Origin of the sequence: Janthinobacterium sp. CG3, assembly GCF_000344615.1 — a bacterium.
Classification (GTDB): domain Bacteria; phylum Pseudomonadota; class Gammaproteobacteria; order Burkholderiales; family Burkholderiaceae_D; genus Janthinobacterium.
In genome coordinates this window covers 974,692-998,869 of sequence record NZ_KB467824.1, presented here as the reverse complement: position 1 = coordinate 998,869, position 24,178 = coordinate 974,692, and the positions used below count along the sequence as shown (strand labels likewise).

At 65.1% G+C, this 24,178-nt stretch carries 24 protein-coding genes; 12 read left to right on the top strand and 12 right to left on the bottom strand.

All coding sequences use genetic code 11. The features are described 5' to 3' along the window. The first annotated feature begins 169 nt into the window (after positions 1-169). Genes nirK through JANGC3_RS28355 form a run of 3 tightly spaced genes read left to right on the top strand, consistent with a single transcriptional unit; the run spans position 170 to position 3,179 of the window. Positions 170-1,660 (top strand): copper-containing nitrite reductase, encoded by a 1,491-nt coding sequence (nirK, locus tag JANGC3_RS0104440; protein ID WP_017875279.1) that lies wholly within the window; start codon positions 170-172, stop codon positions 1,658-1,660. Positions 1,661-1,674: 14 nt separating this feature from the next. Further along, positions 1,675-2,463, top strand: coding sequence for a formylglycine-generating enzyme family protein (locus JANGC3_RS0104435; RefSeq protein ID WP_017875278.1), 789 nt, complete (start codon positions 1,675-1,677; stop codon positions 2,461-2,463). Further along, on the top strand, positions 2,460-3,179 hold the full coding sequence (locus JANGC3_RS28355) for an SCO family protein (protein WP_085945287.1): 720 nt from the start codon (positions 2,460-2,462) through the stop codon (positions 3,177-3,179). The genes JANGC3_RS0104435 and JANGC3_RS28355 overlap by 4 nt, the downstream gene beginning before the upstream one ends. A 7-nt stretch (positions 3,180-3,186) precedes the next feature. On the opposite strand, the gene JANGC3_RS0104425 is transcribed toward JANGC3_RS28355, so the two are convergent. Beyond that, on the bottom strand, positions 3,187-3,894 hold the full coding sequence (locus JANGC3_RS0104425; protein ID WP_017875276.1) for a histidine phosphatase family protein: 708 nt from the start codon (positions 3,892-3,894) through the stop codon (positions 3,187-3,189). Between the two features lie 123 nt (positions 3,895-4,017). Here JANGC3_RS0104425 and JANGC3_RS0104420 point away from each other — a divergent pair, with 123 nt between their 5' ends. Further along, on the top strand, positions 4,018-4,938 hold the full coding sequence (locus tag JANGC3_RS0104420; protein WP_017875275.1) for a LysR family transcriptional regulator: 921 nt from the start codon (positions 4,018-4,020) through the stop codon (positions 4,936-4,938). 36 nt (positions 4,939-4,974) lie between these two features. On the opposite strand, the gene JANGC3_RS0104415 is transcribed toward JANGC3_RS0104420, so the two are convergent. Then, positions 4,975-6,663, bottom strand: coding sequence for an AMP-binding protein (locus JANGC3_RS0104415; RefSeq protein ID WP_026132539.1), 1,689 nt, complete (start codon positions 6,661-6,663; stop codon positions 4,975-4,977). Between the two features lie 310 nt (positions 6,664-6,973). Between JANGC3_RS0104415 and JANGC3_RS0104410 the strand changes: the two genes are divergently transcribed. Next, the gene (locus JANGC3_RS0104410; protein WP_157406443.1) at positions 6,974-7,630 is read left to right on the top strand and encodes a hypothetical protein; all 657 of its coding nucleotides are present in this window, start codon (positions 6,974-6,976) and stop codon (positions 7,628-7,630) included. A 326-nt stretch (positions 7,631-7,956) separates the two neighbouring features. Here JANGC3_RS0104410 and JANGC3_RS0104400 read toward each other — a convergent pair whose 3' ends face one another. Beyond that, on the bottom strand, positions 7,957-8,112 hold the full coding sequence (locus tag JANGC3_RS0104400) for a hypothetical protein (RefSeq protein WP_157406442.1): 156 nt from the start codon (positions 8,110-8,112) through the stop codon (positions 7,957-7,959). A gap of 89 nt (positions 8,113-8,201) precedes the next feature. Between JANGC3_RS0104400 and JANGC3_RS0104395 the strand changes: the two genes are divergently transcribed. Further along, on the top strand, positions 8,202-8,564 hold the full coding sequence (locus JANGC3_RS0104395; protein ID WP_017875272.1) for a DUF4870 family protein: 363 nt from the start codon (positions 8,202-8,204) through the stop codon (positions 8,562-8,564). A gap of 155 nt (positions 8,565-8,719) precedes the next feature. On the opposite strand, the gene JANGC3_RS0104390 is transcribed toward JANGC3_RS0104395, so the two are convergent. The 4 genes from JANGC3_RS0104390 to phaC all read right to left on the bottom strand — a co-directional run bounded on the left by JANGC3_RS0104390 (position 8,720) and on the right by phaC (position 14,162). Then, positions 8,720-9,889 carry a cystathionine beta-lyase gene (locus tag JANGC3_RS0104390; RefSeq protein ID WP_017875271.1) on the bottom strand — a complete coding sequence of 390 codons (1,170 nt, stop codon included), beginning with the start codon at positions 9,887-9,889 and terminating at the stop codon, positions 8,720-8,722. 148 nt (positions 9,890-10,037) lie between these two features. Continuing rightward, entirely contained in the window at positions 10,038-11,393 is a 1,356-nt protein-coding gene (gene rimO / locus JANGC3_RS0104385; RefSeq protein ID WP_017875270.1) for a 30S ribosomal protein S12 methylthiotransferase RimO, read from the bottom strand. Positions 11,394-11,638: 245 nt separating this feature from the next. Then, positions 11,639-12,193 carry a polyhydroxyalkanoate synthesis repressor PhaR gene (gene phaR, locus JANGC3_RS0104380; RefSeq protein WP_017875269.1) on the bottom strand — a complete coding sequence of 185 codons (555 nt, stop codon included), beginning with the start codon at positions 12,191-12,193 and terminating at the stop codon, positions 11,639-11,641. Positions 12,194-12,410: 217 nt separating this feature from the next. Next, a complete protein-coding gene (gene phaC / locus JANGC3_RS0104375; protein ID WP_026132537.1) occupies positions 12,411-14,162 on the bottom strand; it encodes a class I poly(R)-hydroxyalkanoic acid synthase in 1,752 nt (583 codons plus the stop codon). Between the two features lie 51 nt (positions 14,163-14,213). On the opposite strand from phaC, the gene JANGC3_RS0104370 reads away from it, so the two are divergent. Then, entirely contained in the window at positions 14,214-14,405 is a 192-nt protein-coding gene (locus JANGC3_RS0104370) for a hypothetical protein (RefSeq protein WP_017875267.1), read from the top strand. A gap of 127 nt (positions 14,406-14,532) precedes the next feature. On the opposite strand, the gene pgeF is transcribed toward JANGC3_RS0104370, so the two are convergent. Then, positions 14,533-15,327, bottom strand: a complete 795-nt coding sequence (pgeF, locus tag JANGC3_RS0104365; protein ID WP_017875266.1) for a peptidoglycan editing factor PgeF — start codon at positions 15,325-15,327, stop codon at positions 14,533-14,535. A 2-nt stretch (positions 15,328-15,329) separates the two neighbouring features. After that, positions 15,330-16,352 (bottom strand): RluA family pseudouridine synthase, encoded by a 1,023-nt coding sequence (locus tag JANGC3_RS0104360; RefSeq protein WP_017875265.1) that lies wholly within the window; start codon positions 16,350-16,352, stop codon positions 15,330-15,332. A gap of 89 nt (positions 16,353-16,441) precedes the next feature. On the opposite strand from JANGC3_RS0104360, the gene JANGC3_RS0104355 reads away from it, so the two are divergent. Next, entirely contained in the window at positions 16,442-17,245 is an 804-nt protein-coding gene (locus JANGC3_RS0104355; protein WP_026132535.1) for an outer membrane protein assembly factor BamD, read from the top strand. Between the two features lie 125 nt (positions 17,246-17,370). Here JANGC3_RS0104355 and yaaA read toward each other — a convergent pair whose 3' ends face one another. Further along, complete coding sequence (yaaA, locus tag JANGC3_RS0104350) at positions 17,371-18,141, bottom strand: peroxide stress protein YaaA (RefSeq protein WP_017875263.1); 771 nt, start codon at positions 18,139-18,141, stop codon at positions 17,371-17,373. Positions 18,142-18,179: 38 nt separating this feature from the next. Between yaaA and JANGC3_RS0104345 the strand changes: the two genes are divergently transcribed. From JANGC3_RS0104345 to JANGC3_RS0104330, 4 genes are all read left to right on the top strand, one after another. Further along, the gene (locus tag JANGC3_RS0104345; RefSeq protein WP_017875262.1) at positions 18,180-18,614 is read left to right on the top strand and encodes a putative toxin-antitoxin system toxin component, PIN family; all 435 of its coding nucleotides are present in this window, start codon (positions 18,180-18,182) and stop codon (positions 18,612-18,614) included. Positions 18,615-18,695: 81 nt separating this feature from the next. Next, entirely contained in the window at positions 18,696-19,874 is a 1,179-nt protein-coding gene (locus JANGC3_RS0104340; RefSeq protein ID WP_017875261.1) for a pyridoxal phosphate-dependent aminotransferase, read from the top strand. A 37-nt stretch (positions 19,875-19,911) separates the two neighbouring features. Next, entirely contained in the window at positions 19,912-21,015 is a 1,104-nt protein-coding gene (locus JANGC3_RS0104335) for an HD-GYP domain-containing protein (protein WP_017875260.1), read from the top strand. A gap of 157 nt (positions 21,016-21,172) precedes the next feature. Then, on the top strand, positions 21,173-21,913 hold the full coding sequence (locus JANGC3_RS0104330) for a hypothetical protein (protein ID WP_017875259.1): 741 nt from the start codon (positions 21,173-21,175) through the stop codon (positions 21,911-21,913). 261 nt (positions 21,914-22,174) lie between these two features. Here JANGC3_RS0104330 and JANGC3_RS0104325 read toward each other — a convergent pair whose 3' ends face one another. Then, on the bottom strand, positions 22,175-23,287 hold the full coding sequence (locus tag JANGC3_RS0104325) for a tetratricopeptide repeat protein (RefSeq protein WP_017875258.1): 1,113 nt from the start codon (positions 23,285-23,287) through the stop codon (positions 22,175-22,177). Next, positions 23,284-24,177: an ExeA family protein gene (locus JANGC3_RS0104320; RefSeq protein WP_017875257.1), complete on the bottom strand. Its 894-nt coding sequence runs from the start codon at positions 24,175-24,177 to the stop codon at positions 23,284-23,286. Before JANGC3_RS0104320 ends, JANGC3_RS0104325 begins: the two co-directional genes overlap by 4 nt. Between the last annotated feature and the right edge of the window lies 1 nt (position 24,178).

Below are 24,178 nucleotides of genomic sequence, written 5' to 3'. Positions count from 1 at the left end.
TGCGTGGGCCGGCAAGCCGGTAGGCGAATGGTGCGTTTCCAACAAACAACATAATCTGATAACACGACGGTCGGTTTGGCAAAACGCCATCCGAGCAACCCGCGCGGGGCGGCCACCAGCACTGCGCCGGCGGCGTTCGCAGCGGTTTTTTTCACCACCAGGGGCATTTATGACACTGTTACCCAAATCCATCGCCGCGCTGTTTGCGGCTTGCACCATGCTGCTCGGCGCCAGCGCCGGCGCCGCCGCCGTGTCCGCCAAGGCCGGGACCGGCGGCGACTTCGGCCCGCCGCAGGGCATGCCGATCCAGGCGATACTCACCAGCCCGCCAATGGTACCGCCGCCGATCACGCGCAAGTATCCGGCCAAGGTCGTTGTCGAACTCGAAGTCATCGAGAAGGAGATGCCGATTTCCGAAGGCGTCGGCTATACCTTCTGGACCTTCGGCGGCACGGTGCCGGGCAGCTTCATCCGCGTGCGCCAGGGCGACACGGTCGAGTTCCACCTGAAGAACCACCCCAGCAGCAAGATGCCGCACAATATCGACCTGCACGGCGTTACCGGCCCTGGCGGCGGCGCGGCGTCCAGTTTCACCGCGCCGGGCCACCAGTCGCAGTTCACCTTCAAGGCGCTCAACGAGGGCATCTACGTCTACCACTGCGCCACCGCGCCGGTCGGCATGCACATCGCCAACGGCATGTACGGCCTGATCCTGGTCGAGCCGCCGGGGGGCCTGGCGAAGGTCGACCACGAATATTATGTGATGCAGGGCGATTTCTACACCGAGGGCAGATACCGCGAAAAAGGCCTGCAGGGTTTCGACATGGCCAAAGCCATCGACGAACGGCCTAGTTACGTGCTGTTCAACGGCGCCGAGGGCGCGCTCACCGGCGACAAGGCCCTAAAGGCCAAAGTCAACGAATCGGTGCGCCTGTTCGTCGGCAACGGCGGCCCGAACCTGGTGTCGAGCTTCCACGTCATCGGCGCCATCTTCGACAAGGTGCGCTACGAGGGCGGCAGCAACTTCCAGAAAAACGTCCAGACCACGCTGATTCCGGCCGGCGGCGCGGCCGTCGTCGAGTACCGCACCCGCGTGCCGGGCAGTTATGTGATCGTCGACCATTCGATTTTCCGCGCCTTTAACAAGGGCGCGCTGGCCATCATGAAAGTGGAAGGCAAGGAGGACAAGGCCATCTATTCCGGCAAGGAAGTCGATTCGGTGTACCTGGGCGACCGCGCCGCGCCGGACATGAAGTCGATCACCACCGCCACCGCCAACGCCGCCAGCGGCAAGCTGACCCTGCAAGACCAGATGGCCGCGGGCAAGTCGCTGTTCAACGGCACCTGCTCGGTGTGCCACCAGTCGAACGGCGCCGGCATGGCGGGCGTGTTCCCGCCGCTGGCCAAGTCGGACTATCTGAACGCCGATCCGAAGCGCGCCGCCAGCCTGGTGCTGCACGGCCTGTCCGGCAAGGTCAGCGTCAACGGCAAGGAGTACGACTCGGTCATGCCGCCGATGAACCAGCTGAACGACGACGCCGTGGCCAATATCATCACCTACGTGCTGAACAGCTGGGACAACAAGGGCGGCAAGGTCTCGACCGAGGAAGTGAAGGCGATCCGCGCCAAGGGCGGCCCGAAATCGACCGCTGAACACTGAGCCGGGAGTATGCCGTGACCCTCTACGCGATATGCGCGGCGGCGCTCGCCGCCACCCTGCTGGCGCCGGCCGCGCCGGCGTTGGCGGCGACCGGCGGCGACTATGTGGCGGTGGCCGCCGGCCGCTTCGCCAGCGTGCTGTCCGGCGGCGGCAACGCCAACGCCCCGGTCGACGTGGCGGCGTTCGCGCTGCGCGCCGCGCCGGTCAGCACCGGCGAATTCATCGCCTTCACCGCGCGACACCCCGAATGGCAGCGCGGCCGGGCGCCGGCGATCTTCGCCGACGCTAGTTACCTGCATGCCCTGGACACCGCGCCCGCCGCGGCGCGGCAAGCCGTCACCAGCGTCAGCTGGTTCGCCGCGCAGGCGTTTTGCGCCAGCGAGGGCGCGCGCTTGCCAAGCTGGTACGAGTGGGAGTATGTCGCCGCCGCCGACGCCAACAACGCCGACGCGCGCGGCAACCCGGCCTGGCGCGCGACGATTCTGGCCTGGTATGCGCAGTCGTCCAGCGTGGCGCGGCCGGGCGTGGGCGGCGCCGCCAATTTTTACGGCGTGCGCGACATGCACGGCCTGATCTGGGAATGGGTGGACGACTTCAACGCCCTGCTGGTCGCCGCCGACAGCCGCAACCAGGGCGACCCGGAGCAGTTGCAATTTTGCGGCGCCGGCGCCATCAGCCTGCAGGACCGCGACAACTACGCGATTTTGATGCGCATCGCGCTGCTATCGGCGCTCAACGGCGCCGACACCACCAACAACCTGGGCTTTCGTTGCGCCCGCAACCTTATCAAGGAACTACCATGAACGCTACGATGACGACGCGCCGACGGCCCACCCTGCCGCTACTGCCGCTGCTGATGCTGGCCGCGCTGGGATGCTCGGCGCCGGCCTCGGCGCAGACCGACGCCGCCGCCGCCGCGCATGCCGACCATGCGGCGCATAGGGCGCATATGGCGCAGGACGACGCGACCGAGTCCGCCGCCGACGCCAAGCCGGCGGCCGTGCCGGGCGCCTCGCTTTACCACTTGAAGGGAGCGCTGGTCGACCAGGACGGCCGCTCGTTCAAGCTGGAACAGCGGCGCGGCCAACCCATGTTGGTAAGCATGTTCTACAACTCGTGCAAATTCGTCTGTCCGATGTTGATCGACACGCTGCGCGCCACCGAGCAGACGCTGACGGCCGAGGAACGGGCCAAGGTGTCGGTGCTGCTCATTACGTTTGATCCGGCGCGCGACGACGTCAAGGCGCTGAAGGCGGTGGCGCGGCAGCGCGGCCTGGCGCCGGGACATTGGACGCTGGCGCGCACCGACGCCGGCAACGTGCGGCAGATCGCCGCCGCGCTCGACATTCAGTACCGCCAGCTGGCCGACGGCGAATACAACCACACCACGGTGCTGCTGTTGCTGGACGGCGAGGGGCGCATTGTCGGGCGCACCAAAAAGCTGGGCGCGGTCGATCCCGCGTTCCAGAAGCTGCTGCGGCAAACCATCCGGGCCGCGGGCAACGCCAAAGCCGGCTAACCCGCGCCTAGCGGTAAGTGACGGCGTCGGCCTCCCCCAGCCACTCCAAATGCGCGAAGTTGTTCAGGTAGCTCAGGCCGACCTTGCCCGGTTGGTACTGCAGCTTGGTCACCGAGCAGTTGGCCAGCGAACTGGTCAGCTCGAACAGGCCGTCGTCCGGCAGGCCCAGCAGGTGATGGCACAGGGTCGCGATGGTGCCGCCCGAGGTGAACACGACAATGGTCTGCGACGGCGCGGCGCTTTCCGCCAACCGCGTCAGCGCGCCAACGCAGCGGGCGCGGAACGCCGGCCACGATTCGCTGTAGTCGGCGTCGTGGGCGCCGCCCATCCAGCGCGCCATCGCCGCCTCGAAAATGCCGCGAAAGACGCGCTCGCCGTCGCCCTGCCGCGCCAGGAAGGGCTGGTAGCCGGCCGGATCGGCGAAGTCCGGGTGGTGCCGCACCAGCACCTGCTGGTGGTCGAACTCGTCGAAGCCGGCGTCGGTCTGCCAGTCGGTCTCGGTCAGCAGCGCCTTCGGCAATTGCGCCAGGCAGGCGTCGGCGGTCTGCCGGTGCCGCTTCATGGCGCCGGTAACGACGCGGTGGAACACCTGGCGCGAGTTGGCGAACCACTGCCCCAGCAGGCGCGCCTGTTCGACGCCCAACGTCGAGAGCTGGTCATAATCGGCGCTGCCGAAGGAGGCTTGGCCGTGCCGTACCAGGTAAATTTGTCCCATGGCGGGTATGCTTTCGTCTAGGTACTGGAGAGGAGGCGCCGCGCGGCGCCCATTTGTACAAAGCTTAGCGCACGCGGGTACAATTCATCAAATGAATAGTATTTATCCACTAATATCAATCTCGTGCATATATCCAGAGTCGACCTGAACCTCTTCATTGTCTTCGAGGCGATTTACGACGAGGGTAGCATTACCCGCGCCAGCCAGAAGATGAACCTGACCCAGCCGGCCATCAGCCACGCGCTGGGGCGGCTGCGCGAGCTGTTCGGCGATCCGCTGTTCGTGCGGCGCGACAAGACGATGGTGCCGACGCCGCTGGCGCGCAGCATCATCGAGCCGGTGCGGCAGTCGCTGCGCGGCTTCGAGCTGACCTTGACCGGCCTCGACCGCTTCGACCCGGCCAGCGCCAAGCGCCAGTTCACGCTGGCGCTGCGGCCGGTGCTGGAGCCGAGCCTGCTGCCGCCGCTGATGGCGCGCCTGGCCGCCAACGCGCCGCAGGTCGACCTGGCGGTGCTGCAAAGCGAACGGGGCGCGCTCGAAAGCGAACTGGCCGCCGGCACCCTCGACGCCGCCATCGACGTGCTGGTGCCGCTGTCGGGCGACATCCGGCACAGCCGCATCGGCACCGACAACACCGTGGTGCTGGCGCGCCAAGAGCACCCGCGGGTCGGCGCCGGGCTCGACCTGTACACGTATCTGCAACAGGAACATATATTAGTCAGTTCGCGCCGGCGCGGGCCGGGCTTCGAGGATTTCGAGCTCAGCCGCCTGGGGCTACAGCGCCGCGTGCGCCTGCGCTGCCAGCATTACTTCGCCGCCTGCCGCGTGGTCAGCCAGACCGACCTGGTGCTGGCGATGCCGGAGCGCTACGCGCGCGTCGTCAACCAGCAATTCGGCAACCAGATCCTGGCGTTCCCCTTGCCGATGCCGGCGATCGACAACCACCTGTACTGGCATGCCAACGTCGAGCACGATCCCGCCAATATTTGGCTCAGGGAGCAGGTGCTGGCGGCCATGCAAGGGCTGGGGCCGGCCTTGACATAAGCCACACCAAGGGCCTAGCCCCGGGGTTTAAGAAACTCAAGCGCCGGCCTCCTCGCGGTATTCGACGACGGCGATGCCGCCGGCGTGGTTCGCCGCCTCCTGCTTGCGCAGTTCGACCCGGCGTATCTTGCCCGAGATGGTCTTCGGCAGCTCGGTGAATTCAATGCAGCGGATGCGTTTGTATGGCGCCAGCTTGTCGCGCGCGAAGCGGAAGATGGCGGCGGCCGTCTCGGCGTTCGGCGCGTAGCCGGCGCGCAGGCTGACGTAGGCTTTCGGCACATACAGCCGCAGTGCGTCCGGGCTCGGCACGATGGCCGCCTCCAGCACCGCCTCGTGCTCGATCAGCACGCTTTCCAGTTCGAACGGGCTGATCCGGTAGTCCGAGCTTTTAAAGACGTCGTCGTTGCGTCCGACATAAAAATAATAACCGTCGGCGTCGCGCGTGGCGGTGTCGCCGGTGTGGTAGTGGCCGGCGCGCATGGCCTCGCCGGTCTTGGCGGCGTCGCCCTCGTAGGCCAGCATCAGCCCGAGCGGGCGCTGGTCGAGGGCGATGGCGATTTCGCCGCCGCCGCCGCCGCCCGCCTGCGCCAGCGGCGCGTCGTCGGCGTCCAGCAGCACGATGCGGTAGCCCGGCAGCGGCCGCCCCATCGAACCCGGCTTGAGCAACTGGCCCGGCGTGTTGCCGATCTGCGCCGTCGTCTCGGACTGGCCGAAGCCGTCGCGAATGCGGATGCCCCAGGCCCGCTCGACTTGGTCGATCACCTCCGGGTTGAGCGGTTCGCCGGCGCCAACCAGCTCGCGCAGCGGCACTTTGTACGCCGCCAAGTCTTCCTGGATCATCATGCGCCACACGGTCGGCGGCGCGCACAGCGAGGTGACGGCGCAGCGGCAGATGACTGCGAGCGCGCTCTTGGCGCTGAAGCGGGCGTAGTTGTAGACGAACACGGTGGCGCCGGCGTTGAACGGCGCGAAGAAGCAGCTCCACGCGTGCTTGGCCCAGCCGGGCGAGCTGATGTTCCAGTGCACGTCGCCGGGCTGCAGGCCGATCCAATACATCGTCGACAGGTGGCCGACCGGATAGCTCTGGTGGCTGTGCAGCACCAGCTTGGGCGCCGACGTGGTGCCGGAGGTAAAGTAAATCAGTAACGGATCGCTGGCCAGCGTCACGCCGTCGGGCGCGAAGTCGGCAGGGGCGGCGGCGCCGTCCTCCAGCGCCAGCCAGCCGTCGACGCGGCCGCCGACGGCGATACGGGTGTAGTCGCCGGCCACGCTGGCGAACTTGCCGGTCTCCGAGGCCAGCGCGACGACGTGGCGCGCCGAGCCGCGGGCGATGCGGTCGGCCAGGTCCTCCGGCGTCACCAGGGTCGTGGTCGGCACCATCACGGCGCCCAGCTTGATACAGGCCAGCATGACGTCCCACAGCTCGACCCGGTTCGGTAGCATCAGCAGCAGGTGGTCGCCACGCGCCACGCCGAGCGCGCGCAGGTGGTTGGCCATGCGGTTCGAGCGCGCGGACAGCTCGGCGTAGCTGATTTTCTGCTCGGCGCCGCCCTCGTCGACGACCCACAGCGCGGCCACCGCGTTGTCCTTGGCGTGGACGTCGAAGTAGTCGAGCGCCCAGTTGAAGCGATCCAGCACCGGCGCGCGGTAGTCGCGGTAGGCGGTGTCGTAGTCTTCCCGGTGACGCTGCAAGAAGTCGCGGGCTTGGATGAACGCTGCACTCATAAAGTTTACCTTGTCTCGGAGGGGGAAAGCCCGGTCGCTGCGCTGCGGCGGCTTTCACGGGCGCCGAATGGATTATAACGTTGAGGGAAATGCAAGCAAAACCCTTTCAGCATAAACACATCCGGCACCGCGAGCGTCGCCCGGCTCAGCCTTCGCTGCTGACGCGACGAGGACGGGTCGCGCCGGCTACCTCGCCGCCGTGCCGTCAAGCAGCGCAAGCCCACGCTAGCGCAAAGAGTGATATTATTGCAATGTTTGGCGGCGCTAGACGCGCCGGACAGATGACGACTTTTTGAATCCAGAGTGCCACATGCCCATGCCTAGCTACAGCCCGGATTACCCAGCGCATGGCGGCCGCCCTCAAGTTGTTTTGCTGGGCGCCGCCCTGTCGCTGATGCTGCACGCCGGCCTGCTCCACTACTTCGGTGCGCCGGCCGCGCGCGTGCCGGAACCGGACAACGGTCCGGGCACGCCCTACTCGATCGTTTGGATGGCGCCGCCGAAAGCGGTCGAGCCTTTGCCGGCGCGCCCGCCCATGCCTGCGCAGATGGCCAGCGCGGCGCCGAAGCGGGAGGCGGCAAAACGTGCCGCCGGCCGGTCGGCGCGGCCGGACCATGCGGCCGCGGCGCTGTTGCCGGAGCCGATTTCGGCGCCGGTGGCGCCAGGGCCGCAGCAGGCCACGGCCAGCGCCGATGTCGGCGCGCAACCCAAGTTCGACGTGAACGCCGCCTTGAAATCGGCCCGCAAACTTGCGACCGAGCGCGCCCATCCGGGCGATCCGCCTGTCGCGCAACTACAGGACAAGCCGATTAACGAGCCGCAAAGCGAGAGCCGGCTGGCGCGCAACATTCAACGCGCCAGCCGCGCCGATTGCAAAGACGTGGCCAGCGGCAGCGGCTTGCTGGCGCTGCTGGTGGTCCCCTATGTCGTTCTTACCGACAAGAAGGATTCCGGCTGCAAGTGGTAGTTGCAATGCGCTACCCGCCGTCATTCTTCATGATGCCGCGCACGTTGGTCGCGGCCAAGCAACAATTCAAGATGATCAGCGCCCACGCGCCATCGTTCCAGCCCCACATCACCCACAAAACGTTGCTGAACAAAAAACCCAGAAGCCGAGCAGCCTCCGCCTGGCGCTGCGCGAACCCACCAGCCACGCCGCCAGCAGCGACGCCCCCATTCCCGGCCATTGCAATAGTTCGATCAAGTCCGTCATGCGCGCCCCCCCTGTTGCGAGGAGTGTAGCCATGCCGGCGTTTTCGCAGCGCGCAGCTTGGCGATTCGGCCCTGCATCGCTTAACGCACATCTTTATCGGAATACCAGATGTAGCTGCGCACCGCGCGCGCCACCCGGTTCACGCTGCCCTCCATTTTGGTCGACGCGGCGATCCTGGCGTTATTTTGGTTGACGATCAGGTCGACTTCGGCTTTCGTATATATGCGTGGAAACACCGCCCGGCGCCGACGCCCGCTGTGCGCGCGATGGCGCGTCTTATTGCTATAATTGAAATTCGAATAAACGGGCAAGGACAGGACTATATATGTCGCAAGAAATCGTAGTGGACACCAATCAGCAGTCGGCGAAAACCGTGGCCTGGTGGTTGTACCTTTTCCACGCCGCCAGCTTTATCTTCACGCTCGGCGCCATTTCCTTCATCCCGCTGATCGTCAACTACATCAAGCGCGACGAGACCAGCGGCACCTTCGTCTACAGCCACCACACCTGGCAAATCCGCTCGTTCTGGTGGTACGTGTTCTGGGTGGTGCTGGGCGCGGTGTTGTTCCTGACCTTCATCGGCATTCCGCTGGCGTGGCTGATCTGGGGCGGCGCCTGGCTGTGGAAGGCTTACCGCCTGATCCGCGGCTTCCTCGACTTGAACAACAACAAGCCAATGCCGGTGTAACACACAATCCGCTGCCCAATCCGCCTGTTGAAATCGCTTAAACCGTATCTGTAACGCCGGCGGGCACCGTCGAACCGGGCAACCATGCCGGGCCGATGACGTGCTTGACCGCCACCGGCTCCTTGCCTCGGGTTTGTACCAGCGTTGCCGACCCATTACGACATCGCGGCAAACGCCCTTTCGATGTCGGCAATGAGGTCGGCCGGGTCTTCCAGGCCGATATTGAAACGCACCAGTTCGCCCGGCGCTTGCCAGCCCTTGCGCATCGCGCCGATGCGGTACGGTACGCACAGGCTGTTGGCGCCGCCCCAGCTGTAACCGATTTTGAACAGGGTCAGCGCGTTGACGAAGCGGTCGGTCTGGGCCTCGCTGTAGCGGGCGTCGAACAGCACTGAAAACAAGCCGCCGGCGCCGCTGAAGTCGCGTTTCCATATCGCGTGGCCGGGACAATCCTCGAAAGCCGGATGCAACACCGTGGCGATCTCCGCTCGCCCCTTGAGCCAGGTCGCGACGGTGCGCGCGGCCGCGTCGTGGGCGTCGAAGCGCAGCTTCATCGACGCCAGGCTGCGCAACACCAGGTAGGCATCGTCGGCGCCCACGCCCATGCCCAGGCGCATGTGCGCCATCGCCAGGCGTTCGTGCAGCTGCCGCTCGCGCGTGATGAGCGCGCCCATCAACACGTCCGAGCCGCCCGACTGGTACTTGGTCAGCGCCTGCATGATGACGTCGACGCCGAGGTCGAAGCCGCGCAGCGCCAGGCCGGCCGACCAGGTGTTGTCGAGCGCGACCAGCACGCCGCGCGCGCGCGCCGCCTGGCAGATCGCCGGCAGGTCCGGCACTTCCATCGACACCGAACCCGGCGCCTCGGTCCAGATCAGCTTGGTGTTCGGCTGGATCAACGCGGCGATGCCGGCGCCGATCAGCGGATCGTAATAGCGCGCGGTGATGCCGAAGTCTTGCGCCAGCCACTTGCCCAGTTCGCGGTTCGGGTTATAAACGTTTTCCGGCAGCAGCACGTCGTCGCCGGTGTTGAGCAGCGCGAAGTCGACCATGGCGATCGCCGCCAGGCCGCTGGGCGCCAGCAGGCAATATTTGCCGTCTTCGATCTCGGCCAGGCGCGCCTCCAGCGTGAAGGTGGTCGGGGTGCCGTGCAGGCCGTAGGTGTAGCCGTTCTTTTCCTTCCAGTCGCCCGAACGCATGGCCGCGACGTCCTTGAACAGGATCGTCGAGGCGTGGTGGATCGCGGCGGGAAAGGCGGCGAAGCCCTCCGGCGCCTTGTAGTCGGTGTGGACCAGGGCGGTTTGAAGCGATTTTTTGATGCTCATGGCAGCCTATAAAAAAAGGCGGATACCGCTTACGCCGATCCGCCTTGTTATCAATGACATGTTTCGCGGCCCCGGCCAACACCACATGCGTGGGGCGGCGGCCAGCCCCCCGGGGTCTGCCCCCGGGTGCCTGTTGCGAGGCCGCTTTTTACGCGGCGGCCCACAGGTCGTGCGCGTCGGCGGAGGTGACTTCGACGTCGTAGAACTCGCCGACCACCAGTTTGCGGTGCGGTTCGAACGGGCGCTTGACGTAGACCACGCCGTCGATTTCCGGCGCGTCGGCGCTGGAGCGGCCGATGGCGGCGCCGCTCGCTTCGACTTCGTCGATCAGCACGCGCACGGTCTTGCCGACCTTGGCCTGCAGGCGCTTCTTCGAAATTTCTTCTTGCAGCAGCATGACGCGGCCGCGGCGCTCTTCGCGCAGCTCTTCCGGCACCGGGTTGGCGATGGCGTTGGCGGTCGCGCCGTCCACCGGCGAGTAGGCGAAGCAACCCAGGCGGTCGATTTGCGCCTCCTTCAAGAACTCCAGCAGGTATTCGAATTCCGCCTCGGTCTCGCCGGGGAAGCCGGCGATGAAGGTCGAGCGGATCGTCAGCTCGGGGTTCATCGCGCGCCAGGCCTGGATGCGGTCGAGGTTTTTCTCGCCGCTGGCCGGGCGCTTCATGCGCTTGAGCACGTCCGGGTGCGCGTGTTGCAGCGGCACGTCGAGGTAGGGCAGGATGTGGCCGCCGCTCATCATCGGGATGATTTCGTTGACGTGCGGGTAAGGATAAACGTAGTGCAAGCGCACCCAGGCGCCGTATTGCGCGGCCAATTCACCCAGCGCGCCGACCAGCTGCGTCATGTGGGTCTTGACCGGGCGGCCGTTCCAGAAGCCGGAGCGGAACTTGACGTCGACGCCGTAGGCGCTGGTGTCTTGCGAAATGACCAGCAATTCCTTGACGCCGGCCTTGAACAGGTTTTCCGCCTCCAGCATCAGTTCGGCGATCGGACGCGAGACCAGGTCGCCGCGCATCGACGGGATAATGCAGAAGCTGCAACGGTGGTTGCAACCTTCGGAAATTTTCAGGTAGGCATAGTGCTTCGGCGTCAACTTGACGCCCTGCGGCGGCACCAGGTCGAAGAACGGCGCGTGCGGCTTGGGCAAAAATTTGTGGACCGAGTCCATCACCTCGCCCAGCGCGTGCGGGCCGGTCACGGCCAGCACCTTCGGGTGGATTTTCATGATGATGTCGTCGCCCGCGGCGTCTTTTTTCGCGCCCAGGCAACCGGTGACGATGACCTTGCCGTTTTCGGCCAGCGCTTCGCCGATGGCATCGAGCGACTCCTGCACGGCGGCGTCGATGAAGCCGCAAGTGTTGACGATCACCAGATCGGCCCCGTCATACGATTTCGCCGTCTCGTAGCCTTCGGCGCGCAGCTGGGTCAGAATTTGTTCGGAGTCGACCAGGGCTTTCGGGCAGCCGAGGGACACAAACCCTACTTTCGGCGCCGCGCCGGTCATGGCCAGAACGTTTTCTGGCTGGGCGGATACTACGGGAATACGGGAAATTGAGGACATAGGTAGATGCGAGGAAAAATATGAGGCGAATCTGCTATTGTACCTCGTCCGCCGCATGCCTTGCCGAACTAGTGTGACAAACAGCGCCGGTTGACTGCCAAGGCGACGCTAGCGTCAAAAGAACCACCGGCCTGGACCGGCGTCGGGCCGCGGGGGTGCGACCGCGGATCGCAGCCGCGGGCATCCATTTACTTCTTGTCCGTCGGGACCGGGAACGGGAAGGTGCCAAACAGGTTCTTGCTCTGGCTCTGCATTTGCTCTTGCATCTGCACGAACAGGCTTTTGCTCTGGTCGATGTAGTTGTTCATCATTCCCTGCATCATCGGCCCTTGCACACTCATGAACTGGGTCCACATTTCGGGGCTGAACGGCTTACCTTCGAAGGTGCCGGCCGAATTGCCGGTGAATTTGTGCTGGATGTCGGTGAAGGCCTGGACGTTTTTCTCCAGATAGGAACCCATCATGCCCTGCATGGCGTGGCCGTAGTAGCGGATGATTTGCGACAGCACGACGCTGGAGAACATCGGCGCGCCGTTGGCCTCTTCCTCAAGAATGATTTGCAGCAGGATGCTGCGCGTCAGGTCTTCGTTCGACTTGGCGTCGACGACGGCGAACTCCTCGCTGTCGAGCACCAGTTGTTTGACGTCGGTGAGCGTGATATACGAACTGGTTTGCGTATCGTACAGACGGCGGTTCGGGTATTTCTTGATCAGGCGTTCAATGTTTTTTTTTGCACTACTCATCTCAAGTCCACTTATTGCGCCGCAGCGCGTACTGATATATTCCTAAAAAAAAGCGCACTTCGGTCCGCTTTCGCACATACCTACAAATTCTATTATAGAGTGGAAGACAAGGGTTTTGCACATCCCACCATAAGTTTCCCACTTTTATTGCAACGCAACCTAAATGAGCGAAAAGCAAGGCGCCGGACCGCGCGCCCCGCCCCGGCCACCGGCTAGCCTACGCCTTTTCGGCGCGCACCTTGACGTAACGCCCCGGCGCCGGCTCGATCGCCTTGTAGCGACGGCTGCCCGGCTTGGCCGGCGCCTTGACGTCGTCGCCGCCGTGCTCGGCCAGGAAACCGGCCCATTCGGGCCACCAGCTGCCCGGGTGCTCGGTGGCGCCGCTGAACCAGTCGTCGGCGCTCAGCGTCTTGGCCTTGGCGCCTTTGGCCGGCTTGGCCGCGACGTTGCTCCAATAGCTGCGTTTTTTCTTCGACGCCGGGTTGATCACGCCGGCGATGTGGCCCGACGCACCCAGGATGAAACGGTTTTGCTGCGGTTTTTTGGTATTCAGCAAAGCGGTCGACGCGTAGGCCGCGCCCCACGGCACGATGTGGTCTTCGCGCGAACCGAAGACAAAGGTCGGCACGTCAATGCTGGACAGGTCGACCTTCGCGCCGGCGACGGTCAGCTTGCCGGGCACGCACAGGCTGTTTTCCAGGTAGGTGTTGCGCAGATACCAGCAAAACATCGGGCCGGGCAAACCGGTGCTGTCGGCGTTCCAGTACAGCAGGTCGAAGGCCGGCGGCTCGTTGCCCTTCAGGTAGTTCGACTGCACGTAATTCCAGATCAGGTCGTTCGGCCGCAGGCTGGAAAAGGTGCTGGCAAGGTCGCTGCCGGGAAGCAGGCCACCCTTGGCCAGCGCCTTTTCGCGGCGGCCGACCTGCTCTTCGTCGATAAAGACGTCGAGCACGCCGGTGTCGGAAAAATCGAGCAAGGTGGTCAGCAACGTCAGGCTGGCCGCCGGGCTCTCGCCGCGCGCTTTCAAGACCGCCAGCGCGGTCGCGGCGATGGTGCCGCCGACGCAAAAGCCGAAGACGTTGAGCTTGTCCTGACCGGAAATTTCCCGCGTCACGCGGACCGCCTCAATGGCGCCCTGCTCGATGTAGTCGTCCCAGGTAAGCTGGCCCATCGACTTGTCGGGATTGCGCCACGACATCAGAAATACCGTGTTGCCCTGCTCCACCGCGTAGCGCACCAGCGAGTTCTCCGGCTGCAGGTCGAGGATGTAGAATTTGTTGATGCACGGCGGCATCATCAGCAGCGGCCGCTGGTGCACCGCCGGCGTGGTCGGCGTGTATTGGATCAGCTGGAACAAATTGTTTTCAAACACCACCGTGCCGGGCGTCGTGGCGACGTTGCTGCCGACCTCGAACGCCGACTCGTCGGACTGCGAGATGCGGCCTTTTTGCATGTCGGCCAGCATGTTGGACAGCCCCTTGGTCAGGCTTTCGCCCTTGCTTTCGATGACTTTTTGCTGCGCCTCCGGATTCGTTGCCAGGAAATTGGCAGGCGACATCGCGTCAATCAGTTGCTGCACGGCGAAGCGGATTTTCTGCTTCTGGCGCGCGGTGGCCTCGACCGACTCGGCCAGCGCCATGAGAAATTCGCCGTTGAGCAGGTATGATGCGGCATTGTAGGCCGACAGCGGATTCTCGCGCCACGCCGGCGCCGCGAAGCGGCGGTCCGCCAGCGCCGGGGTTTTGCCCGCCAGGAAGTCGGCCCAGAGCGCGCCCAGCTTGCCCATGTACTCGCTTTTGAGCCGGTCCAGCACCTCCGGCTTGATGTTGGCGCCGGCATCTTGAAGCACGGCCGCGATCGGGTTTACCGGCGCTTCGGGTACCGCGCTAAACCAGGCTTTCCACAGGTTCGGGTCGTTCATCTGCGCTATCCACGCGTTGGTCATCACTTGAGGATCGGGCATATTCATATGTTTGAGTCCATTTAGAAATTAGAAACCTATCTTTACCAAGGCCGTTTTATGCTGATCGTCGCAGTTGCATGGATTTACGTGGTCGGGCTGATGGCCCTGACCGAACCGTCCATCGTCGCCGGGATGATGACCTTCCTCATCTACTGTGTGGTTCCTCTGTCAATACTATATTACCTGACCGGTTCGCGGCGGCGCAAAAGCAAACGCGACGCGGCTGAAAAAAAGATCCCCGAGGAGTGAAGGCGCAGCCCCGCGGGTCGGCTGAACGAACGCGTCATCCGACGCCGAGCCGTCGCCGACGCCGACGCCATCAGGCCATCGAAGAGTGAGACAGAAGCCCGGCACAATAGTCCGCTTTTCCGCCGGACTATTTGCGCCAGATCAAACTTGCTTGCCTTCCCGTCACGCCGTCGCGGCGATACGAGTAAAAACGCGCCGTTTCCGACGCGGTGCAGCAGTCGCCGCCGGCGACGCGCTCGACGCCGACGCCGCGCAGCACGTTGCGCGCCAGCGCGTAGATGTCGGCCAGGTATTTGCCCGGCCGCGCCGCCAGCGGCGCGAACGCGGCGTCGACCCGCTCCAGCGCGGCCGCGTCGGCGGCGCCGTCGCGGAACGCTTGCAGCACATCGGCGCCAACCTCGAACTGGCCCGGCCCGATCGCCGGCCCCAGCCAGGCCAGCACGTCGCCGGCGCCGGCGCCGCGCATCGCTTGCACGGTGCGCTCCAGCACGCCGCCGGCCAGGCCGCGCCAGCCGGCATGCGCCGCCGCCACCACCTTGCCGCCGGCGTCACAGAACAGCACCGGCAGGCAATCGGCGCTCAGGACCGCGCAGACGGCGCCGCGCGCGGCCGCGAAACTGGCGTCCGCCTCGGGCGCCGCGGCGTCAGCGACGTCCGCGGCCACCCGCGCCGCGTCCAGCACCACGCTGCCGTGCACCTGCGTCAGCCAGGCCGGCGACGCCGGCAACACGCCCTGCAACAAATAGCGGTTGCGCTGCACCAGTTCGGCCTGGTCGCCGACGTGCACGCCCAGGTTCAGTCCACCACCACCCCGGCCGTCGCCGTACGGGGCCGGGCTGACGCCGCCGCCGCGCATGGTCGTCAGCGCGCCGATGTTGGCGGGCGCGTCCGGCCAGTGCGGCAACAGGAACGGCGTCGCCACCGTTACACCAGCGCCGGTTCGTCGATGCCCGCCTGGGCGATCAAGCCGGCGAAGTCGGCGGCCAGCGGCACCAGCCACTCGACCGCCTCGCCGCTGCCCGGATGCACCAGGCCCAGGCGGCGCGCCTGCAAGGCCTGGCGCGGGAACACGCCGACCAGATGTTGCTTGCCGTACAGCGCGTCGCCGACCAGCGAAAAGCCGAGCGACTGCATGTGCACGCGGATCTGGTGGGTACGTCCCGTTTCCAGGCGGCACTGCACCAGGCTGACCGGACGGCGGTCGAGCAGGCCCGACTGCAGCAATTCGTAGTGGGTGATCGCCGGCTTCGCCGAGAAGTTCTCCGACACGGCCATTTTGATGCGGTCGCGCGGGTGGCGCGCCATCGACGCGTCGATGGTGCCGCTCTGCTTCGGCGTGCCCCACACCAGCGCGAAGTACTCGCGGCGCACGGTGCGCGCGGCCAGCTGGCGCACCAGGTCGGTCTGCGACGCCAGCGTCTTGCCCACCACCATCAGGCCGCTGGTGTCCTTGTCGAGCCGGTGCACGATGCCCGCGCGCGGCACGCCGGCCAGTTGCGGGCAATGGAACAGCAGGCCGTTGAGCAAGGTGCCCGACCAGTTGCCGGCGCCGGGATGCACCACCAGTCCGGCCGGTTTGTTGACGACGATGATATGCTCGTCCTCGTGCACGATGTTCAGTTCGATCTGCTCGGGCTTAAAAGCCTCGTCTTCCGGCGCGCTTTGCGGCAGAATGACAACCTTTTCGTCGCCATAGGCGGTGCCCTTGCTTTTCGCGACCTTGCCGTCGACGGTAACGAAGCCGGCGTCCATCCACAGTTGCAGGCGGCTGCGGGAGAATTGCGGAACCAGTTTTGAAATGACTTTATCGAGGCGTTGGCCGCAAGCGTCCGGCGTCAATTCCAGTTCAATCGGCGCCATCGAGTCGGTGACGTCGTCGGCGTCGTCGGCAGTAAAATCGACATCGAACTCGTCGTCGAGTTCGGGGTGAGACAGGGGGTCAGCCAAATTCGGCTTCGGAGTTAATATCACAGCATTCCCATCGGCTATAATCAGCCTATTGTAAAAACTTGGTTAAAACCTTCTTGCAAAACGTCATGCAAAAAAAATTATCGTTGGTTGTCGCTTCATTCGTTCTGCTCGGTTTGTCCGCTTGCAGCTTGTTGCCCGAAAAAGTCGATGAGACCAAAAACTGGTCAGTGTCGAAATTATACTCGGAGGCGCGCGAAGAAATGGCTGGACAGCACTATGAACGTGCCATCCAGCTGTTTGAAAAGCTCGAATCGAGCTATCCGTTCGGCACCTACGCCCAGCAAGCGCAGATGGAAATCGCCTACGCGCACTACAAGGCCGGCGACCAGGCCCAGGCGCTGGCGGCGGTCGAGCGCTTCATCAAGTTGCATCCGAACCACGCCAACGTCGACTACATGTACTACCTGCGCGGGCTGATCAACTTCAACGACCAGATCGGCTTCCTGAACTTCATCTACGAACAGGACCCGACCGAGCGCGACCCGAAGGCGACGCGCGAAGCCTTCGCGGCGTTCAAGCAACTGGTCGAGAAGTTCCCGAACAGCCAGTATACGCCGGACGCGCTGCAGCGCATGAACTACCTGATCAACGCGATGGCGCAGTACGAAGTGCACGTGGCGCGCTACTACTACCGCCGCGAGGCCTACCTGGCCTCGGTGAACCGCGCGCAAGGGGCCATTAACGACTTCCGCGACTCGCCGGCCGTCGAGGAAGCGCTGTTCATCATGTCGCGCGGCTACGACAAGATGGGCATGACCGACCTGCGCGACGACACCCTGCGCGTGTTCAACAAGAACTATCCGAACAGCCGCTTCCTGACCGCCGGCGGCGGCAAGGCCGAGCGGAAATGGTGGAAGTTCTGGCAATAACGACAAACCGGGGCGCGCCCCGGTTTTTTGTTGCAATAAAACCGGGGACAGACCACGATTTCCGGGAAATACTTTCCCGGAAATCGTGGTCTGTCCCCTAAGCCACCCTAAGCCACCTATGCCGCTCAGTCGGCGACGCGGCGGCGGAAGATCCAGGACTTGTCGGTCGAGTCTTTTTTGTCGAAGGCGTAGCCGTCCACCGTGAAGCCCTTCAGCTTTTCCGGGTCGCGGATGCCCTTGACCGCGGCGTAGCGCGCCAGCATGCCGCGGGCCCGCTTGGCGTAGAAGGAAATGATTTTGTATTTGCCGTTTTTCCAGTCCTCGAACACCGGGGAGATCACCGGCACCGACAGCTGGCGCGGCTTGACCGACTTGAAGTATTCCTCCGAGGCCAGGTTGACCAGCACCTTGGCGCCCTGCTCCTCGGCGCTGCGGTTGAGCGCCTCGGTGATGGTGTCGCCCCAGAACGCGTACAAGTCCTTGCCGCGCGCGTTGGACAGGCGGGTGCCCATTTCCAGCCGGTGCGGGTGGATCATGTCGAGCGGGCGCAGCAGGCCGTACAGGCCCGACAGGATGCGCACGCGCGCCTGCGCGTAGTCGAGCTGGGCCGGCTTGAGCGTGCGCGCGTCGAGACCGGCGTAGACGTCGCCGTTAAAGGCCATGACGGCCTGGCGCGCCTGGTCCAGGTTCGGCGTCCACGACGCGTAGCGCGCCACGTTGAGCGCCGACAAGGCGTCGGAGATGCCCATCAGACTGCCGACCTCGGCCGGCGTGAACTGGCGCATGCGGTCGATCAACACGGCCGAATGCTCGAGGAAGTCGGGCTTGCTGTGCAGCTTGGTGGTCGGGGGCGTCTCCAAATCGAGACTTTTGGCGGGCGAAAGCACAATCAACATAAGATTCCAATACACATCCATAGAATAGAATTGCCGACATGATACCCGCTCCGAAACGCATCGTCCTCGATACCAATGTTTGCCTCGACCTGTTCGTCTTCCACGACCCGCGCTGGACCGCCCTGCTGGCCGCCATCGAAAGCGGCGCGGTGCTGGCGATCACGCGCGAAGACTGCCGCGCCGAGTACCTGGTGGTGCTGCACTACAAGCACCTGCCGCTCGACGAGGCCAGCCGCGCCGTCAGCGCGGCCCGCTTCGACGCCCTCATCAGCGTGGTGGCGCCGCCGGTGTCGGGCGTGCGCCTGCCGGTGTGCACCGACAAGGACGACCAGAAATTCCTCGAACTGGCGCGCGACGCCAACGCCGACATCCTGATCACCAAGGACAAGGCGCTGCTCAAGCTGGGGCGCAAAACCGCCAAGGCCGGCATGTTCCAGATCATGGTGCCGGAAGCCTGGGCGTTGACGCCGTAATACACGCGGCGGGAATGCCACACCGAACCCGGCCGGCTGCGCTAGAATAGGCAAACCGAGCCATCCAACCGTCCCGCACCCATGAACAGCCGCCACACACCGCCACTGACGCCGACCCTGCACAGCAAACTGCCGGCCGTCGGCACCACCATTTTCACGCGCATGTCGAGCTTGGCGGCCGAGCACGGCGCCGTCAACCTGGGCCAGGGCTTCCCCGACTTCGACTGCCAGCCGCGACTGCTCGACATGGTCGACGCGGCCATGCGCGCCGGCCACAACCAATACCCGATGATGGCCGGCGTGCCGGCGCTGCGCGAAGCCATCGCCCAAAAGATCGCGGCGCAGTACGGCCACGCCTACCACGCGGGCGCCGAGATCACCGTCACCGCCGGCGCCAGCCAGGCCTTGATGACGGCGATCCTGTGCTGCGTGCACCCGGGCGACGAGGTGATCGTCATCGAGCCGGCCTACGACAGCTACCTGCCGGCGATCGCGCTGGCCGGCGGCGTGCCGGTGCCGGTGGCGATGCAGGTGGGGCCGCGGGGCTACCGCGTGCCCTGGGACAAGGTCGGCGCCGCCGTCACCGGCAACACCCGCCTGATCATCGTCAACTCGCCGCACAACCCGACCGGCTCGATCCTGCGCCGCGCCGACATCGACGCGCTGGCCGACATCGTGCGCGGCACCAACGTGCTGATCCTGTCGGACGAGGTCTACGAGCACATGGTCTACGACGGCGTGGCGCACGAATCGCTGTGCCGCCACCCGGAACTGGCGGCGCGCAGCTTCGTCGTCTCCAGCTTCGGCAAGACCTACCACGTGACCGGCTGGAAGGTCGGCTACGTCGCCGCGCCGGCCGCGCTGAGCGCGGAATTTCGCAAGGTCCACCAATACAACGTCTTCACCGTCAACACGCCGATGCAGCACGGCCTGGCCAGCTACATGGCCGACCCGGCGCCCTACCTGGAATTGCCGGCGTTCTACCAGCGCAAGCGCGACCTGTTCCGCGAGGGCCTGCGGGATAGCCGCTTCGAACTGCTGCCGGCCGACGGCACCTATTTCCAATGCGTCAAGTACGCGGCCATTTCGGGCGCGGACGAGACCGCGTTCGCCGAATGGCTGGCCAGTGACATCAAGGTGGCGGCGATTCCGGTGTCGGCCTTCTACCAGCAGGGCAAGGAATCGGGCATCGTGCGCTTTTGCTTCGCCAAGAAAGACGCGACGCTGCGCCTGGCGCTGGAACGGCTGGCGCGGATATAAACCAAGGCCGGCGGCGACCGGCGAAACGGGAAACATCATGGTTCAACGGCGCATCATTTTCTCCGACCTCGTCCCGGGCGCACCGCTGCCGTGGGACCTGTACAGCTTCGACCGCAACGGCGGCCCGCTGCTGCGCAAGGGCCAGTTGCTCAACGACCAGGGCCAGATCGACACGCTGCTGGCGGCGGGCCTGTTCGTCGTCGACGAATCGCCGCCGTCGGTGCTGCACCTGCTCAACGAAGCCAACAAACGCCTGGAACGGCTGCTGCACGAATTGCGCGACAAACACAACGCCGAGCACGAACTGCGCGACGTCGCCCGCGACGTGCTGCGGGCTTTCGAACTGAACCCCGACATCGCGCTGGCCTGCCTGTTCCTGAACCAGATCGCCGGCACCTACGCGGTGCGCCACTGCATTGAAACGGCGCTGGTGGCGATCCTGGTGGCGCGCGGCATGCAGAAAACGCGCCAGGAAACCCTGGTCATTACCGCCGCCGCCCTGACGATGAACGTCGGCATGCTGCGCCACAACGACAGCTTCCAGAGCAAACACACGCCGCTGACGCGCGAGGAAATGGAAATCGTCCGGCGCCACCCGGAAGAAAGCGCCGACCTGCTCAAATGCGCCGGCATCGACGACGAGGAATGGATTTCCTGCGTCATGCTGCACCATGAAAACGACGACGGCAGCGGCTACCCGGGCGGCAAGACCAGCGACGAAATCACCCAGAACGCCAAGCTGATCGGGCTGGCCGACCGCTACTGCGCCCACGTCTCGGCGCGCAACTACCGGCGCTCGGTGCTGCCCGACCAGGCGCTGCACAAGATCTTCCTCAACACCGAATACAAGATCGACCCGGCGCTGGCCGAACAATTCGTGCTGCGACTGGGCAAATACCCGCCGGGCAGCCTGGTGCGCCTGCGCAACGGCGAAGTCGGCGTGGTTACCGCCGCATCCGGCAGCCACGTCCACGCGCTGCGCGACGCGGCCGGCATCGTGATCCCGGCCGCGCTGCTGGCGTCGGCGCCGCTGCGCAGCACCAGCGAACCCGAGTTCGCCATCGCCGAAGCGCTGCACGAAGACCAGGCCGGCGTGCGCTTCAGCATGAAAAACGTCTGGGGCGACCAGGCCCGGCTGTAAAAACAAGCACGCCGCGACGCGCGCCCAATACCCGCGGCGCCACAACGGGGCACCTGTCGGGGGACATGGGTAACACCTTGATGAGGCTGGCGGACGGCCTCATACGCGGCCTGGGCGGTAGAATACTGCCGACTTTATAAAACAACATCGAATCGCCATGATGAAACCCCTCATTCGCACTGTCTTCCTCACCACCCTGCTCTCGCCTGTCCTGGCCGTGGCGTCTTGCGAGGATATTGGTGGCAGCCCCAGCCTGCAAGACTATGCCGGCGACATCGGCGGCAAGTATAAGATCCAGTTGACCCTTGCTTTTAAGGGTGACTCCGTCTCGGGAGAATATTTCTACCTGTCGCAGTTGAAGGGCATTCCGCTGCGCGCCGTATCGGGCGATAGGAACAAGCTGGTGCTTGAGGAGCGCGGCGCCAACGGCGAGGTGACGGCAAGCTTCACCGGAGCGCTTTCCGCCGATTGCGGCAAGTTCGACGGGACGTGGCAAAAGACCGGCTCAAGCAGCAAGCTGCCCTACAGCCTGAAACACACCGAAAGCAACAGCGGCAGCCTGGGACATCGTTATTACACGGCGGGCGCCGAGTCGGACGACATCGTCCATGCCAACGCCTACAAGTTCTGGCTGGGCGTGAAAAATGGCGACAAGAAAGCTGTTACATCCGTTCTCGCCTATCCGGTGCGGGCGCAGATCGCCGGCAAGAAAACAACTTTTCGCAACGCCAACGAGTTCAGCGCCAAATATGACGCCGTCTTCTCGCCGGCGTACCGCCAAGCCGTCATCGACGCCGTTCCACGCAACATGGGCTCGTCGTGGCGAGGAGTCATGTTAGGCGAACAAGGCGAGGTCTGGCTCAATCACCTGGGCAAGCCATTCGCCCTGAACAACTGATTCCATACGGGCGACAAGCTTGCCAACTGCTCCCGCAGCGCCTCGTGGGCAGGGGAAAGCATATCCCAATTCAATAGCTATTCGTTGGCTATATGCAAGGGGTTGGGTAGGAATGAAATGTTCAGCGTTGTCGTTCTGGAAGGTCAGCGCGTACAGGCGCGTGTGGCTGGAAAACCCGGCGCGTGGTGGAGTAGGACTTCCGCCCTTTGGCGGAAGAGTTTAGGCAGGCGGCGCCGCGCGCGGCGGCGATGCTTCAAGGCCTCAGTGCGGCAGTTGCTGCAACTTGCGTTCGACGAAGGTCTGCAACTCGGGCGACAGACTGGCGCTGCCCTTGGCGCGGGCGAAGGCGTCTTTCGCTTCGACTAGACGCTGTTCGGCCTGCAACGAGATGCCCAGGCCCATCCACCAGACGCCGTTTTGCGGCGCGCCGCGCAGGGCCAGCTCGTATTGCTCCGCAGCTTCCTTGTGACGCTGGCCGCGTTGCAGCACCGCCGCCAGGAAGGCGCGGTAGTCGCCGTCTGCGCCGGCGAAAGGCAGCGTACGCATCAGTGTTTCAACGGCCGGGCCACCGCTCTCCAGTTGCAGGCGCGCCAGCATCATCGCCATGGCCGGCTGGGCCGGGTCGAGCGCTAACCCCAGTTGCAGGTGGCGTACGGCGTCGTTCGGCCGCTTGCCTTCCAGTAGCAGCCGGATCAGTGTCTCGCGCGCGGCCTGGTGCCGCGGATCTATCGCCAGCGCTTGCTCCAACCCGGCGATGCACTCATTCACCCGCCCTTCCTGCAAAGCCGCCAAGGCGCGCCGATACTCGTTTTCGGCGCGCTGCTGGACATTGCTTTCCTTGCCCTGCAACGCCACTGGCGCCGCGTTAATCGTCGCGCGGGTGGCCTCGGCGTCGGCGCGGGCCGGCGCCGGCTTTGCCGTTTGCGCCGCCTTGACGCGCCTGACGGATTTGAGGGATTCGTCTGTCTGAATGCGCTCGCCCGCCGTGGCGCCTTGGGCTTTGACCGCTTCGATTGCCGGCGCGGCCGGTTCTGGCGCGGCCGGCGCGGCGGCCGCGGCCACTGGCTCGGCGGCAACCGCGACCGGCAGCGGCGGCGTTGCCGCGGCGGGCGCTGGCGGCGACGCCGCCGCTACCACTACCACGGCGGGCGCGGCGGCGCGCGGCGGCACCGGCGGCGCCGGCTTGTGCAACACGCGCCAGCCCAGCGCGGCGCCGCCGGCGCCGACCAGTACCGCCAGCGCGCCAATCATCACCATGCGCGGCGCGGCGGCGCGCTCGCGCCCGGGCACCGGCCGCACCGCGTCCTGCGCCCCGGCGGCGCCCTGCGAACCGCGCGCGTCCAGGTCCTGCAGCATTTTGTTAATCAGGCTCATTTACTTAGGGTCCAGGTTAGGCCGCACGCGGCAATCAGCAGTCCGGCCCCGGCGCCGGCCAGCCATGGCCAGCGCGGACGTTTGCTCGAGACGGTGTCCTTGGCGGCGGCGCGCACGTGGCCGCGTCCCACTTGCTGGCGGCCTTCGCCGTAGCACAGCATCAACGCCTTGTGCGCCAGGATGTTGACCAGGCGCGGAATGCCGCCGCTGGCCGAATACAGTTTCGCCACGGCGGCGCGGCTGAACAGGCGGCTGCCGCTGAAACCGGCCACGCGCAGCCGGTGCGCGATGTAGTATTCGACGTCGTCGCGGCTCAACGGCCCCAAGTGGTAATGGAAGGTGATGCGCTGCGCCAGCTGGCGGATCGAATCGAGTTCCAGGTGGCGGTTCAGCTCGGGCTGGCCGAACAGGACGATTTGCAGCAGTTTGCGCTTTTCCGTCTCCAGGTTGGTCAGCAGGCGCAACGCCTCCAAGCTCTCCAGCGGGATCGCCTGCGCCTCGTCCAGGCACAGCAGCACGCGCTTTTCCCCGGCCGCCAGGTCCAGCAGGCGCTGCGTGATCGATTTGAGCAACTGGTGCTGGTCGACGTCCTTCTCCAGCTTCAAGCCCAGCTCGTCGGCCAGCGCCAGCATCAGCGTGCGCGGCTCCAGATACGGATTGGGGATGTAGGCGGTGACGAATTCCGGCCCCAGCGTGGCCAGGAACTTGCGGCACAGCAGCGTTTTGCCGGTGCCGACCTCGCCGGTGATCTTGATGAAGCCCTCGCCGTTCTTTGCCGCCACCAGCAGCGTGTTGAGCGCCTCTTGCGAGTGCGGGCTGGTGAAGAAGAAGCTGGTGTCCGGCGTGATGCTGAACGGCACCTCACGCAAGCCGAAGTGGGCCTTGTACATA

Excerpts from the sequence above, each read along its gene's own strand:
- nirK (WP_017875279.1), top strand. The coding sequence starts at position 170 with ATGACACTGTTACCCAAATCCATCGCCGCGCTGTTTGCGGCTTGCACC.
- JANGC3_RS28355 (WP_085945287.1), top strand. The coding sequence starts at position 2,460 with ATGAACGCTACGATGACGACGCGCCGACGGCCCACCCTGCCGCTACTG.
- JANGC3_RS0104425 (WP_017875276.1), bottom strand. The coding sequence starts at position 3,894 with ATGGGACAAATTTACCTGGTACGGCACGGCCAAGCCTCCTTCGGCAGC.
- JANGC3_RS0104415 (WP_026132539.1), bottom strand. The coding sequence starts at position 6,663 with ATGAGTGCAGCGTTCATCCAAGCCCGCGACTTCTTGCAGCGTCACCGG.
- JANGC3_RS0104410 (WP_157406443.1), top strand. The coding sequence starts at position 6,974 with ATGCCCATGCCTAGCTACAGCCCGGATTACCCAGCGCATGGCGGCCGC.
- JANGC3_RS0104395 (WP_017875272.1), top strand. The coding sequence starts at position 8,202 with ATGTCGCAAGAAATCGTAGTGGACACCAATCAGCAGTCGGCGAAAACC.
- JANGC3_RS0104390 (WP_017875271.1), bottom strand. The coding sequence starts at position 9,889 with ATGAGCATCAAAAAATCGCTTCAAACCGCCCTGGTCCACACCGACTAC.
- rimO (WP_017875270.1), bottom strand. The coding sequence starts at position 11,393 with ATGACCGGCGCGGCGCCGAAAGTAGGGTTTGTGTCCCTCGGCTGCCCG.
- phaR (WP_017875269.1), bottom strand. The coding sequence starts at position 12,193 with ATGAGTAGTGCAAAAAAAAACATTGAACGCCTGATCAAGAAATACCCG.
- phaC (WP_026132537.1), bottom strand. The coding sequence starts at position 14,162 with ATGAATATGCCCGATCCTCAAGTGATGACCAACGCGTGGATAGCGCAG.
- JANGC3_RS0104370 (WP_017875267.1), top strand. The coding sequence starts at position 14,214 with ATGCTGATCGTCGCAGTTGCATGGATTTACGTGGTCGGGCTGATGGCC.
- JANGC3_RS0104355 (WP_026132535.1), top strand. The coding sequence starts at position 16,442 with ATGCAAAAAAAATTATCGTTGGTTGTCGCTTCATTCGTTCTGCTCGGT.
- yaaA (WP_017875263.1), bottom strand. The coding sequence starts at position 18,141 with ATGTTGATTGTGCTTTCGCCCGCCAAAAGTCTCGATTTGGAGACGCCC.
- JANGC3_RS0104345 (WP_017875262.1), top strand. The coding sequence starts at position 18,180 with ATGATACCCGCTCCGAAACGCATCGTCCTCGATACCAATGTTTGCCTC.
- JANGC3_RS0104340 (WP_017875261.1), top strand. The coding sequence starts at position 18,696 with ATGAACAGCCGCCACACACCGCCACTGACGCCGACCCTGCACAGCAAA.
- JANGC3_RS0104335 (WP_017875260.1), top strand. The coding sequence starts at position 19,912 with ATGGTTCAACGGCGCATCATTTTCTCCGACCTCGTCCCGGGCGCACCG.
- JANGC3_RS0104330 (WP_017875259.1), top strand. The coding sequence starts at position 21,173 with ATGATGAAACCCCTCATTCGCACTGTCTTCCTCACCACCCTGCTCTCG.
- JANGC3_RS0104325 (WP_017875258.1), bottom strand. The coding sequence starts at position 23,287 with ATGAGCCTGATTAACAAAATGCTGCAGGACCTGGACGCGCGCGGTTCG.
- JANGC3_RS0104320 (WP_017875257.1), bottom strand. The coding sequence starts at position 24,177 with ATGTACAAGGCCCACTTCGGCTTGCGTGAGGTGCCGTTCAGCATCACG.